The sequence below is a fragment of the Ralstonia sp. AU12-08 genome (assembly GCF_000442475.1).
Lineage (GTDB): Bacteria > Pseudomonadota > Gammaproteobacteria > Burkholderiales > Burkholderiaceae > Ralstonia > Ralstonia insidiosa.
On the sequence record NZ_ASZV01000046.1, the window covers coordinates 150,494 to 163,261 of the forward strand.

General features: G+C 65.4%; 11 protein-coding genes. All 11 read right to left on the reverse strand.

Annotation, left to right across the window (positions count from 1 at the left end; all coding sequences use genetic code 11):
- Positions 1–237: 237 nt before the first annotated feature.
- Positions 238–1,068, reverse strand: coding sequence for an rRNA maturation RNase YbeY (gene ybeY / locus C404_RS51025; RefSeq protein ID WP_021196559.1), 831 nt, complete (start codon positions 1,066–1,068; stop codon positions 238–240).
- Positions 1,069–1,070: 2 nt separating this feature from the next.
- Positions 1,071–2,063: a PhoH family protein gene (locus C404_RS51030; RefSeq protein ID WP_021196560.1), complete on the reverse strand. Its 993-nt coding sequence runs from the start codon at positions 2,061–2,063 to the stop codon at positions 1,071–1,073.
- A 21-nt stretch (positions 2,064–2,084) separates the two neighbouring features.
- Positions 2,085–3,452, reverse strand: coding sequence for a tRNA (N6-isopentenyl adenosine(37)-C2)-methylthiotransferase MiaB (gene miaB / locus C404_RS51035; RefSeq protein WP_021196561.1), 1,368 nt, complete (start codon positions 3,450–3,452; stop codon positions 2,085–2,087).
- A gap of 60 nt (positions 3,453–3,512) precedes the next feature.
- A complete protein-coding gene (locus C404_RS51040; protein ID WP_021196562.1) occupies positions 3,513–3,920 on the reverse strand; it encodes a hypothetical protein in 408 nt (135 codons plus the stop codon).
- Between the two features lie 90 nt (positions 3,921–4,010).
- Entirely contained in the window at positions 4,011–5,009 is a 999-nt protein-coding gene (locus C404_RS51045) for an NAD(P)/FAD-dependent oxidoreductase (protein ID WP_021196563.1), read from the reverse strand.
- A 148-nt stretch (positions 5,010–5,157) separates the two neighbouring features.
- The gene (locus C404_RS51050; protein ID WP_021196564.1) at positions 5,158–6,078 is read right to left on the reverse strand and encodes an OmpW/AlkL family protein; all 921 of its coding nucleotides are present in this window, start codon (positions 6,076–6,078) and stop codon (positions 5,158–5,160) included.
- Between the two features lie 201 nt (positions 6,079–6,279).
- Positions 6,280–7,185, reverse strand: a complete 906-nt coding sequence (locus tag C404_RS51055) for a DUF1571 domain-containing protein (RefSeq protein ID WP_031329867.1) — start codon at positions 7,183–7,185, stop codon at positions 6,280–6,282.
- Positions 7,186–7,220: 35 nt separating this feature from the next.
- Positions 7,221–8,960: an AMP-binding protein gene (locus C404_RS51060; RefSeq protein ID WP_021196566.1), complete on the reverse strand. Its 1,740-nt coding sequence runs from the start codon at positions 8,958–8,960 to the stop codon at positions 7,221–7,223.
- An 85-nt stretch (positions 8,961–9,045) separates the two neighbouring features.
- Positions 9,046–10,377 (reverse strand): acetyl-CoA C-acetyltransferase, encoded by a 1,332-nt coding sequence (locus C404_RS51065; RefSeq protein ID WP_021196567.1) that lies wholly within the window; start codon positions 10,375–10,377, stop codon positions 9,046–9,048.
- Positions 10,378–10,381: 4 nt separating this feature from the next.
- The gene (locus tag C404_RS51070) at positions 10,382–11,320 is read right to left on the reverse strand and encodes a MaoC/PaaZ C-terminal domain-containing protein (RefSeq protein WP_021196568.1); all 939 of its coding nucleotides are present in this window, start codon (positions 11,318–11,320) and stop codon (positions 10,382–10,384) included.
- Positions 11,321–11,327: 7 nt separating this feature from the next.
- Positions 11,328–12,740 (reverse strand): 3-oxoacyl-ACP reductase, encoded by a 1,413-nt coding sequence (locus C404_RS51075; RefSeq protein WP_021196569.1) that lies wholly within the window; start codon positions 12,738–12,740, stop codon positions 11,328–11,330.
- Positions 12,741–12,768 lie beyond the last annotated feature (28 nt).

Below are 12,768 nucleotides of genomic sequence, written 5' to 3' on the forward strand. Positions count from 1 at the left end.
GCACCGTACGGAGAGCAGTGCCTGTACCAGATGGCCGACGGCTGAAGGGGAGCGTATGAGCGATTCGGCGGGCGCGCGCCTGCATCGAATGGCGGAGGGGATGCCGCAAACCCTTGTCAGGACTGGATCTGCGGAAAACCCACTTGATTCAGTGTTGAAACGCGATGTTGCGTTTCTGTAGCAGGAAACAAAAACGCCGGCATGTGGCCGGCGTCTGATAACGATGCGGGAGGTGCGTCAGCGGCTTGCGTACGGATCCGCAAAACCCAGATCGCCGAGGATCTCGGTTTCGATGCCTTCCATCTCTTTGGCATCGGCCGGGTCTTCGTGGTCGTAACCCTGCGCGTGCAGTGCGCCGTGCACGATCAGGTGCGCGTAGTGCGCAACCAGCGGTTTGCCTTGTTCCTTGGCTTCCTTCTCCACCACCGGGCAGCACAGCACGATGTCGGCGGCCACCGGGTCTTCGTCGCTTTCTGCGTACGAGAACGTCAGCACGTTGGTGGCGTAGTCCTTCTCGCGGTACGTACGGTTGAGCGTGCGGCCTTCTTCTTCGCCCACAAAGCGCACGGTGAGCTGTGCATCGGCAAACAGCGCGGGGGCGATCCACGCTTCGATGTCCTTCTCTTTCGGCAGCGCCTTGCGGGCAGCGGCCTTCAGCTCATCGCCGTGCTGCACGGTGAGGTCGAGCGTGAGCATTTCTGCGTCGTCGAAGGCTTCGCCGCCGTGGTTCCAGAACGTGTCGTCGAGGTCTTCAGTGCGCTCGGTCTGTACCGGCTCAGCCTCGATGCGCAGCGTGACGCTGTCGTGGTGCTCCGGGCGCAGCGACAGCATGGCATTCGTGTTGGTGTCCGAATGCTCGGCAACCAGGGTGATGGCGCCATCGGCGGTATCGGGCACGCTGATGATCAGGCTGCGGCCATCCGCAAAGGCGATGCGCAGGGCGCTGGCATCCACCGTCTTCGGCTTGCCCTTGGCATCGAATACATCGACGCGCGGGCCGAACGACTCAGCGGCCGCAGGTTGGGTCTTCTTGGTTTTTGTTTTGGTGTCGGTCTTTGCTTTAGCCACGTTCAGGCGTCCTTATGCTGGGCATGGAATTCGTCGTAAGCCTCGACGATGCGGGCCACCAGTGGGTGCCGCACCACGTCGATGCTGGAAAAGCGCGTCATCGACACGCCGCGCACGTCACGCAGCACGTGCTGCGCTTCGATCAGGCCGCTCTTCTGGCCGCGCGGCAGGTCGATCTGCGTCGTGTCGCCGGTAATCACCGCCTTGGAGCCGAAACCGATCCGCGTGAGGAACATCTTCATCTGTTCCGGCGTGGTGTTCTGGGCTTCGTCCAGGATGATGAAGGCGTGGTTGAGCGTGCGCCCGCGCATGTACGCCAGCGGCGCAATCTCGATCATCTGGCGCTCGAACATCTTCTGCGTCTTGTCGAAGCCGAGCAGGTCGTACAGCGCGTCGTACAGCGGACGCAGGTACGGGTCCACCTTCTGTGCGAGATCACCGGGCAGGAAGCCCAGGCGCTCGCCGGCTTCCACGGCCGGGCGCGTCAGCACGATGCGCTTGACGGCATCGCGCTCGAGCGCATCCACCGCGCAGGCCACCGCCAGATACGTCTTGCCCGTACCGGCCGGGCCGATGCCGAACGACAGGTCGTGCGAGAGGATGCTGCGCAAGTACTCGCGCTGCATCGGCGTGCGACCATGCAGATCGGTGCGCCGCGTGTGGAGCACCGGCGACAGGTCGTTGCCATCGGGCACGTCGGTACTCGATTCCGGCAGGTAGGCGCCGTGTGCGGCCACCTGGCGGGTCTCCACCAGGCCGAGCTGGATGTCGTCCACCGACAGCGGTTCGCGCGCGGCGTTGTAGAACGATTCCAGCGCATTGGCCGCGCCGCGCGCATTGGCGCCACGCACGGTGAACTTGGCGCCGCGCCGGCTGATGGTCACGTCCAGCGCCTGCTCGATCTGGCGCAGGTTTTCATCCAGCGGCCCGCACAGATTCTGCAGGCGTGCGTTGTCGTTCTTGGGCGCGGTAAATTCAGCGGTGGTCGGTTTCATCCAATCCGTCTGTGTTGATGATCAGTGGGTCACGCGGTTGTCATCGGCGACAACCTCACCGCGCAGCGAATGCGGGAAGGCGTGCACGATGCGCACGTCGAGCATCTGGCCGATCAGCTGGTCGCGGCGCGCCTGCGGTAGATCGGGCAGGGCGAAGTTGACGACGCGGTTGTTCTCGGTGCGGCCGTGCAGCTCGGTCGGGTCTTTGCGCGACGGGCCTTCCACGAGGATGCGCTGCGTGCTGCCGACCATGCTTTGGCTGATGCGCGCGACGTTCTCTTCGATGGTCGCCTGCAAATGTTTCAGGCGTTCGAGCTTGACGGCCTGCGGCGTATCGTCGGGCAGGTTGGCCGCCGGCGTGCCGGGGCGCGGGCTGTAGATGAAGCTGAAGGACGTGTCGTAGCCGATCTCGTGAATCAGGTCCATCGTCTTGGCGAAGTCGGCATCGGTCTCGCCGGGGAAGCCGACGATGAAGTCGGTGGCGATCGAGATGTTCGGCCGGATCGCGCGCAGCTTGCGGATGCTGCTCTTGTATTCGAGCACCGTGTAGCCGCGCTTCATCGCCATCAGGATGCGGTCGGAGCCGTGCTGCACGGGCAGGTGCAGGTGATCGACGAGCTTCGGGTTGGTGGCGTACGCCTCGATCAGGCGCGAGGTGAATTCCTTCGGGTGGCTGGTCGTGTAGCGGATGCGCTCGATGCCCGGGATTTCGGCCACGTATTCCAGCAGCAGGGCGAAGTCCGCACGCTCGCTGGTGTCGCCCATCTTGCCGATGTACGCGTTGACGTTCTGGCCCAGCAGCGTGACTTCGCGCACGCCTTGCTCAGCCAGGCCGGCCACTTCGGCCAGCACGTCATCGAACGGGCGCGAGACTTCCTCGCCGCGCGTGTACGGCACCACGCAGTAGCTGCAGTACTTCGAGCAGCCTTCCATGATTGACACGAAGGCGGTCGAGCCTTCCACGCGCGCGGGCGGCAGGTGGTCGAACTTCTCGATCTCGGGGAAGGACACGTCGACCTGCGAGCGGCCGGTGCGGCGGCGTGCGGCGATCAGCTCCGGCAGTCGGTGCAGCGTCTGCGGGCCGAAGACGACATCCACGTACGGCGCGCGCGCCACGATGGAAGCACCTTCCTGGCTCGCTACGCAGCCGCCCACGCCAACGACGAGGTCCGGCTTGAGCGCCTTGAGCGCCTTCACGCGGCCAAGCTCGGAAAACACCTTCTCCTGCGCCTTCTCGCGCACGGAGCACGTGTTGAAGAGGATCACGTCCGCATCTTCGGGCGTGTCGGTGGGGACGAGGCCTTCAGCCGCGTTGAGCACGTCGGACATCTTGTCCGAGTCGTACTCGTTCATCTGGCAGCCGTAGGTTTTGATGAAGACTTTTTTCATGTGCCGTTCACAGTGGTTGACCTGGGGGCACGTGCTTCGTGGGGCGTTCTGGCGGTTCGGCTATTGAGACTGCGCTTGCGCCTGTGCGGCGACTGCGGCCTTGTAGTCGTCATCGCTGACAACCCAGGCCGTCAGCAACTGCTGATACAGGTCGAGCTGATAGCGCACCTTGAACGTCTGGCCGACCACCGAGGCGGTTGGCAGCAGGCGACCGTCCAGCGACAGGATCCGCACGCCCGGGGCGAAGCGGATATCGGCCTTGGTGGTGCCGAAACCGAGCAGCAGGATGTTCACCAAGCCCGTGCTGCCGGTGGTCAGCGTGCCGGTATTGACCGAATTGACGGTCAACTGGGCAGCCGGAGCCACCGCCGGAATGTTGCGCAGGACTTGCGCATGGGCGGACAGCAGCGGCGCTGATGCCGCAACTGCGGCAAAGGCTAGGGCGAGGACTTGGCGTCGGGTGCGCATGGCGTCGTCAGGGGAAAGCCACCGCCGGGTGAGCGACCCGGCACACGAAACACGAGACAACCCGACATTGTAACGCTGGCCGGTGGGTTCCTATAGCGCTTCGGCAATCTTTGCGGCCAGTGCAACACCGCTCAGGAACGCGGCTTCCACGCGCGGGCCTTCGCACCAGTCGCCGCAGGCGCCCAGGCGGACGGCGGCGTCCCAATGGCAGGGCATGCCAGCGGATTGTTCGACCAGCGCATGCGGCCACAGATGGGCCGCCATGACGTCGGGCTCGGGCGTGCCGGGAAAGGCTTCGGCAAAGCGGGCGTGCAGGGCGTGCAGCGCCTGCTCGGGGGTGTCTGTGGCGTGTGCGGCCGACCAGCCCGGCGACGCATGCACCACCCAGGATTCATCGACCATCACCCGGCCCGGCTTCGTGTTGTCGCGGGCGGCCCAGGCGAGCATGTCATCGTCAATGCGGATGCCGTCATATGGCAGGTCCAGCGATTGCGTAAAGCCCATCATCAACGCCCAGCAGGGGGCGTAGCGTACCGGCGCAATGGATGCCTGTAGCGAGGCGGGTGCCGCGTTGCCAAACAGTGCTGGCAGCTCGGGCGCGGGCAGGGCCAGGGCGATGATGTCGGCGTGGGTGGTGTCGGCGCCGTCGCGCTCGATGGTCCAGCGGCGTCCTTCGTGCGCCACGCGCGTGACAGCGTGGCCGAAGCGGACATCCAGCGGCGTGGCCAGGCTGCGCACCAGCGCGCCCATGCCGGGCAGGCCGACATAGCGGGCCTCGTCGCGTGAATCTGCCTGCAGGGCGTCTGCCGTGCGGTGGCCCCAGCGCGCGGGCCACGGCATCACCGAGCCCTGCCGGCGGGCGGCATCCACCGCACGGCGGAAGGCTTCGCTGCGCACGTTGAATGACTGCGCACCGTGGTCAAAGGCGTAGGCCGGGGCGCCCTCGGGCAGCACCGTGGTGGCCAGCCGGCCGCCCACGCCGCCCGCGCGTTCATAGACGGTGGCAGCAATGCCTTCTGCGGCAAGCGTGTTGGCACAGGCAACACCGGCAATGCCGGCTCCGACGATGGCGATGGAAGGCTGGGTCATGGATGGCGTGGCGGGCTGGGCGGAACAGGAGATTGGTTCTGAAACCCCGCCATCATATCGGGTCATGTCGTTGTGAAAAACGGCAATGAAAAACGCCACCCGAAGGTGGCGTTTGCCGCAGCTCAACCGATTGGGGCAACTCGGCAGCTTAGAACTTGTAGCCAATCGCCAGCCCAAACACGAGCGGGTCGACCTTGATGTCGGTCTTGTTGACCGCCAGCACCTGGCCCTGCGCGCTGCGGATCGTGATGGTGGATGTGGTCTTCAGCGGCAGGTACGACACCGTGCCGATGGCGGTCCAGTTCTTGGCGAACTCATACGACACGCCCACGTTGCCCACCGGCGTCCAGGAGCTCGACGTTTCTGCCGTCACCTTGGCTGTGCCGCTCGGCACCTGGCCCATGCCCAGCTGCAGCACCTGGCCGAGGTTTTGCAGCGCGTTCACGAAGTTCGGGTTCAGCTTCAGGTTGGTGAAGAAGTTGTAGCTGACACCGGCGCCGACGAACGGACGGAACTTGCTTTCCTTCGTGCCGAAGTAGTACTGGGCGACGATGGCCGGGCTCCACTCACGCACGGTGGCGACCGGGTTGTTCTGCGGCAGCCCCAGGTTGATGAGTGTCAGCGGCCCGATGACCGGCACCGGTGCGATCACATTGCCGCTGCCGTACAGGTTGAACTTGGGTGGCACACCGCCCACGAACGTACCGGCGATGTTGTCATTAAAGAAGTGCGTGAACGTGAGCGACAGCGTGTTGGCGTTACTGACTCGCACGTCAGTTCCGGGCGACTGATACGTGCCCAGGCCCAGCGCGCCGGTGGTGGTGGTCAGTGGCGTGGCCGAATCCATCGGACGAATGTAGAACCACCCCAACGCCATGACGTTGCGGCCCCAGACGTAGTCGTCCATGAATTGTCCGAATCCGCCACCACTGGAGTTGCCCGCGCCGGTGCTGGCACTTGCAGCGACGTTGGCTTCTGCGGTGGATTGCGCGTGAGCAGCGGAGGCTGCAAAGGTGCTGACAGCAGCGCAGGCAAGGGCTGCAGCAAAGCGGCGGGCGGTGCGGTTCATGTGGTTGTCTCTCTGGATGGGATTGTTATTTCGCCTAAGTGTGGCGATTTGTGTTTCCGCAGCATAACGCAGCGATTTCTCTGTGTTCGTTGAAGCTTTCCTCTAGCTGGTACGCACGCCACAGGGGTTTCCCCTAGGCGTGTTTGATACCGGTCGCCCGAGCGGCGGAGCCTTGGTGCGCAACGTTCTACGGGTGGGGCTTCAAAACTTGTATTCCGGGTTCTTGGGGTTGAAGGTTTGGTCGTTCCAGGTCTTGCGCGTCACGCTCTCGATGACGATCTTTTCGAGCTGGTTGCCCGACTCATCCCAGGATTCTTCGACACGAACCCAGGGGTTCTTGAGGTCAAAAAACAGGCGCACGCGCTTGGCGTAGAACGCGGGCGGGCCGGCGGGGGCATCCCAGGTCAGGCGCAGCATGCGCTCGCCGCCTTCGGTCACCATCTTGGCCTCGTTGAACTTGCCGGTGCCACCGGCAGCCACGTGGGCGCGCCCATCGCGTTCCACCGTGTCGACGATGAACTGCAGCCCCAGTTCACGCGCCGTGTGGTTCGACTGCGATTTGGCCAGCGCCCCGTCCAGCGCGCTCCAGATGGCGGCAAAGCCAAGCAGGCCGCCGAGGTGGCCGTACATCTCGTCGCGGCGCACGGTCTCGTCGTAGATGATTTCCTGGCCGGCATGCGAGCCGCCCTTGAGCCAGCGGGCGTACACCTGGCGCGGCGCATTGCGGTAGCGGATCAGCATGAGGGATGGCTGGCTTTGCCACTGGTCTTTCACGCGCTCCTGCCGGCGCATGCGGTATTCGTACTCAGGCAGCTTGGCCACCTCGGCGCGCAGCCAGCGCAGCAGTGTTTCGGGCTTCATCGCCTGCGCCATGGCGAGGATGTCGTCGTCAGACCAGTCGGCAAAGGCGTTGGCCTGGACCTGGCCGGCAAGCCAGGTCGTCTGCCGGGCGATATCCATGGCGCCAAAGCTGCTGATGGCGGTGGACTGGGATGCAGCGGCTGCCGTGGCGGTAGGTACGGTGGGCGCGGAAGCCTCGGGCGTTTGAGCCCACGCGGCGCTCGTGCAGACCAGTGCCGTCGCCAGGGCAAGCGTGCGCAGTTGCATGCGGGTCTTCTCCATCGTTGCGATCGTCATGGGGGTCATTGCTGGGCCTCGGCGCGGGCGCGCTTGATGTCGGGGTCGGCGTCGCGCAGTTCGCGGCGCAGGATCTTGCCGACGGTCGACTTGGGCAGCTCCTCATCGCGGAACTCGACAATGCGCGGCATCTTGTAGCCGGTCAGGTGGGCGCGGCAGTGTTCGAGCAGTGCCGGCTCCGTCAGCGCACCAGTGCGCCGCACCACGATGACCTTCACGCGCTCGCCCGCCACCGGGTCGGGCACGCCGATAGCGGCCACCTCCAGTACTTCGGGGTGCAGCGCGATGGCGTCTTCGATCTCATTCGGGTACACGTTGAAGCCCGAGACCAGGATCATGTCCTTCTTGCGGTCGATCAGGCGGATGTAGCCGTTGGCGTCCATCACGCCGATGTCGCCGGTGGAGAACCAGCCGTCCGCGTCGATGGCTTTGGCGGTTTCATCGGGGCGTTGCCAGTAGCCGCGCATCACCTGCGGGCCGCGCACCTGCAATTCACCGGGTTCGCCCAGCGGCGCGATGCTGCCGTCGTCGGCCTTGAAGCGCACCTCGGTGGACGGCGCCGGCAGGCCGATGGTGCCGCTGAACTCGGTCACCTGCGGCGGGTTCATCGACACCACGGGCGAGCATTCCGTCAGCCCGTAGCCTTCAACGATGGTGTGACCCGTGACCTGCTTCCAGCGCTGCGCGATGGCGCGCTGCACCGCCATGCCGCCGCCGATGGTGATCTTCATGGCCGAGAAATCGCGCTTGGCAAATTCCGGGTCTTCCAGCAGCGAGTTGAACAGCGTGTTGACGCCGGCAATGCCCGAGAAGCACTCGTTGCGCAGGATGAACAGCACGCGCTTGGTGTCGCGTGGATTGGCAATCAGGATGTTGCGCCCGCCCATGGTCATGAACATCAGCAGGTTCACCGTGAGCGAGAAGATGTGATACAGCGGCAGCAGTGTGACGTTGGTCTCCGCATCGTCCGAGAGCATGCCCTTGGACCACACCTCCGCCTGCAGCAGGTTGGCGATGATGTTGCGGTGAGTGAGCATCGCGCCCTTGGCCACGCCCGTGGTGCCGCCGGTGTACTGCAGGAAGGCGATATCTTCCGGCGCCAGTGACACGGCTTGCGGCGCACGCGCACGCCCTGTGGCCAGCGCATCGCGCAACCAGATGGGGGACGGCAGCTTGTATGCCGGCACCTGTTTCTGCACGTTGCGCATCACGAAGTTCAGCGCGCGGCCCTTGAGGTTGAGTGCGCCGCCCATCAGGTCGCCAATGCCGGTGAGGACGATGTTGCGCACCTGGGTGCCGGGCAGCGCCTGTTCGAGCGTGCGTGCGAAGTTCTCCAGCACGACGATGGTTTGCGCGCCGGAATCGCGCAGCTGGTGTGCCAGCTCGGGCACCGTGTACAGCGGGTTCACGTTGACGACGATGGCGCCGGCCAGCAGCGTGCCGAACAGGCACACCGGGTACTGCAGGCTGTTGGGCAGCATGATGGCGACGCGGTCGCCCTTCTTCACGCCGCGCGACTGCAGCCACGCCGCAAAGTGCTTGGCCTGACGTTCGCATTGGTCGTACGTCATCTCGGTACCCACGCTCACGTAAGCGACGCGGGTGCGGTACTTCTCCACCGATTCGCGAAACACCTCGGCCAGCGAGTGGTAGCGATCGGGGTTGATCTCCGCAGGCACGCCTTCGGGGTACGACTTTAGCCAGATGCGGTCGGTCAGATTGTTGTGGTCAGCAACGGTGTTCATGGTGTCTCCGTCCATGAAACGCGGCATGGTTTTGTTATGTGCCGCGCGGGTTCTTGAGGTGGGCCGTTCCCGTTGGCCCATTGGTTCAGTGCGACATCGTTTCAGGGCGCTCCAGAATGGCGACCACGCCTTGTCCGCCGGCCGCGCAGATCGACACCAGCCCGCGCCCGCTGCCGCGCTGCGCCAGCATCTTGGCGAGCGTGGCGACGATGCGCCCGCCGGTGGCGGCAAACGGATGGCCCGTGCCCAGCGAGCTGCCGTTCACGTTGAGCTTGCTGCGGTCGATGCTGCCGAGTGGCGCGCTGCGGCCGAGCTTTTCGCGGCAGTACTCGGGCGACTCCCACGCGGCCAGCGTGCAGAGCACCTGGGCGGCAAATGCTTCGTGGATCTCGTAGTAGTCAAAGTCCTGCAGCGTGAGGCCCGCACGTTGCAGCATGCGCGAGACGGCATAGGCCGGCGCCATCAGCAGCCCTTCGTTCTGCTCGGGTGTGCCGCTGAAGAAATCGACCGCAGCGGTGTCAGCGCATGTCATGTAGGCGAGCACGGGCAGGTTGTGCGCGCGCGCCCAGTCCTCGCTGGCCAGCAGCACGCACGAGGCGCCATCGGTGAGGGGCGTGGAGTTGCCGGCGGTCATGGTGCCGCTGGCGCTGCGGTCGAACACCGGTTGCAGCTTGGCGAGCTGCTCGGCGGTGAGGTTGCTGCGCAGGTTGTTGTCGCGGTCCAGCCCGAGGTGGGCGGTCATCAGGTCGGTGAAGAAGCCGCGCTCGTAGGCGGCCGTCAGGTTGTGGTGGCTGCGCAGGGCCAGTGCATCCTGGTCTTCGCGGCGGATGCCCCAGCGCTTGGCCATCAGCTCGCAGTGCTCACCCATCGACAGGCCGGTGCGCGGCTCACTGTTGCGCGGCAGTAGCGGGCGCACGAACATCGACGGCCGCAGCCCCGCCAGTGCCTTGAGGCGTGCGCCGGTGGATTTGGCGCGATTGGCTTCCAGCAGGATCTTGCGCATCTTCTCGTTCAGGCCAACGGGCGCGTCGGACGTCGTATCCGTGCCGCCCGCAATCCCTACGTCGATTTGCCCCAGCGCGATCTTGTTGGCGACCAGGATGGCGGCTTCGAGCCCCGTGCCGCATGCCTGCTGCACGTCATACGCAGGCGTTTGCTTAGCGAGCGTGGTGGAGAGCACCGATTCGCGCGTCAGGTTGAAATCCCGCGAGAGCTTGATGACGGCGCCGGCCACCACTTCGTCCAGGCGCTGGCCGTGCAGGTTGAATCGGTCGACCAGGCCCTGCAGCGCGGCGGTCAGCATCTGCTGGTTCGATGCGGTGGCGTAGGCCGTGTTCGAGCGGGCGAACGGGATGCGGTTGCCCCCGAGGATGGCGACGCGACGTACCTGTGTGCTTGTACCTGCATTAGCGAGCATGGATTCAGTTTCCCGTGTTGTCTTGTTGTGCCTGCGGCAGCGTCAGCACGCCGCGCAGATAGGGTCTGTCGCCGGCAGTGTTGCGTACCTCGAAGGCGCCACCCGGCGCGGCATCTTCGGCTTGCCAGAGCGTGGCGGCGCCCGGCAGTTGCAGCGGCGTCTTGAATTCGGCCACCACTTCGCCCCGCGCAAGTGGCGCGGCCGGCAGCAACGCTGCCAGCGCGCGCGCCTTGGTCCACATGCCGTGGGCGATGGGGTGGGCGAAGCCAAACAATTTCGCGCCAAGGTTCGATACGTGGATCGGATTCCAGTCGCCTGAGACACGGGCGTAGCGGAGACCGGTGTCGGCGGGCGCATCCCAGTGGCCATCGGGCGACAGGTCCTGCGTGGCCGGCAAGGCGATCAGCGGCGCGCCCTGTGGAGACGGCACGCCCACGCGCAGGTAGGTCGAGAGCGATTCCCACACCACTGCACCGGCCCGAATGATGGCTGTCTCGATAGCGAACGCCTGTCCGCGCGCATGCTGGAACAGGCGGCGCGGGCGGACTTCCACACGCACGCGTTCACCGGCGGCGAGCGGCTGATGCTGGCGGATCGTGTTGCACAGGTGCACCAACCCGATCACGGGATACGGAAACGTCGATTCCGTCATCAGCATGAGTTGCAGCGGAAAGCCCAGCAGGTGCGGATACGTTATCGGCACGCCGTGTGCGGGCGAGAAGCCACAGACGGCGGCGTAGTGCGCGATGTGCTCCGCATCCAGCGGCACCTCCTGCCGCACCAGTGTGTGGCGCGGCAGCGGCCCGCCGCGCTTGCCCTTGCGTTGCGATAACAGCGCCCGCCACGCCAGCGCCCTGGCCGATGGCGGTGTGGTCACCAGCGTCTGCGTGGCAGCGAATGGCGTGACGATCGCGAGGGCGCGTGCGGCAACGGTGGGCGGCATGATCGTTCTACGCTCCGAGCAGGCTCTGGCCGCACACGCGCACCACGTTGCCCGTCACACCGTTGGATGCTGGGCAGGCAAACCACGCGATCGCCTCGGCCACGTCGACGGGTTGGCCGCCCTGGCTCATCGCATTCATGCGGCGGCCCGCCTCGCGAATGGCGAAGGGCACGGCCGCCGTCATCTGTGTTTCGATAAAGCCCGGTGCGACGGCATTGATGGTGATGCCGCGCTCGGCCAGCGGCGGCGCACTGGCTTGCACCAGCCCGATCACACCCGCCTTGGACGTCGCATAGTTGGTCTGCCCCAGGTTGCCCGCAATACCGCTGATGGACGACACGCACACGATGGCCCCGCCCGCATGCAGCGCGTTGGCAGCAAGCAGCGCATCGTTGATGCGCAACTGCGCGGTGAGGTTGATGTCGATCACGCTGCGCCACGCCGGTTCGGTCATGCGGGCGATGGTCTTGTCGCGCGTGATGCCGGCGTTGTGCACGAGGATGTCGATGCCGCCCAGCGCCGCCAACTGCTGTGCAAGCACGGCGGGTGTTTCCGGCGCGGCAATGTCATAGGCCAGCGCTTCACCGCCGATTTCCCGCGCCACGGCGTTCAACCCTTCCTGTGCGGCCGGCACATCCAGACACAGCACACGCGCACCGTCACGTGCCAGCACATGCGCAATTGCCGCGCCGATGCCACGCGAGGCCCCTGTCACCAGTGCGGTACGCCCGGCCAGCGGCTTCTGCCAATCCACGGAAACCGGCGCTGCGGCCCGCACGCGCACCACCTGCCCCGATACATATGCTGAGCGAGCCGACAGCAGAAACCGCAGCGTTGAAGCTGCCACGTTCTCGGCGCCCTCGGCCACGTAGACGAGCTGCGCCGTGCAGCCACGCCGGATCTCCTTGCCAAGCGAGCGCGTCATCCCCTCTAGCGCGCGCTGGGCGATGGCAGCCTGCGGCGTCTTGCAATCTTCAGGCGGGCGGCCAATGACCACCACGCGCCCGCAGCGGCCGACAGCACGCACGCCGTCGTGGAACACGTGATACAGCGCATCGAGGTCTTCCGTTGTCTGCATGCCGGTGGCATCGAAGACGATGCCGCCGACGCGGTCAAACGCATCGCCTTCCTTGCCGGTGGGTGCAACAAAGCGCCCGGTGATCTGCCCGTGCCGGTTAGCAGCGCCAAGCCATTCGGGGTCGCTTTCATGAAAGCGCGTGGGCACGCCGATTTCGGCAAACAGCGCGGCCAGCGTTTCGCGCATTGCACCGCCGGGTGCGGCACCCACGAGAAACGGGCCGATGAACTCCGGTTTCCCTTCCTGATACCGGCGCAGCGGCACCGGCTGCGGCAGGCCAAGGTTGGCCGACAGCCATTTTCCAAAACCGGAACCGACGAAATCGAGGTACTTGTCTTGCATCGTTGTTGTTGTCTTGTTCTATGTCACG

Bases quoted from the DNA above. Each gene is read 5' to 3' on its own strand.
- C404_RS51075 (WP_021196569.1), bottom strand. From the start codon at position 12,740: ATGCAAGACAAGTACCTCGATTTCGTCGGTTCCGGTTTTGGAAAATGG.
- C404_RS51050 (WP_021196564.1), bottom strand. From the start codon at position 6,078: ATGAACCGCACCGCCCGCCGCTTTGCTGCAGCCCTTGCCTGCGCTGCT.
- C404_RS51065 (WP_021196567.1), bottom strand. From the start codon at position 10,377: ATGCTCGCTAATGCAGGTACAAGCACACAGGTACGTCGCGTCGCCATC.
- C404_RS51040 (WP_021196562.1), bottom strand. From the start codon at position 3,920: ATGCGCACCCGACGCCAAGTCCTCGCCCTAGCCTTTGCCGCAGTTGCG.
- C404_RS51055 (WP_031329867.1), bottom strand. From the start codon at position 7,185: ATGCAACTGCGCACGCTTGCCCTGGCGACGGCACTGGTCTGCACGAGC.
- C404_RS51045 (WP_021196563.1), bottom strand. From the start codon at position 5,009: ATGACCCAGCCTTCCATCGCCATCGTCGGAGCCGGCATTGCCGGTGTT.
- miaB (WP_021196561.1), bottom strand. From the start codon at position 3,452: ATGAAAAAAGTCTTCATCAAAACCTACGGCTGCCAGATGAACGAGTAC.
- C404_RS51060 (WP_021196566.1), bottom strand. From the start codon at position 8,960: ATGAACACCGTTGCTGACCACAACAATCTGACCGACCGCATCTGGCTA.
- C404_RS51070 (WP_021196568.1), bottom strand. From the start codon at position 11,320: ATGCCGCCCACCGTTGCCGCACGCGCCCTCGCGATCGTCACGCCATTC.
- C404_RS51030 (WP_021196560.1), bottom strand. From the start codon at position 2,063: ATGAAACCGACCACCGCTGAATTTACCGCGCCCAAGAACGACAACGCA.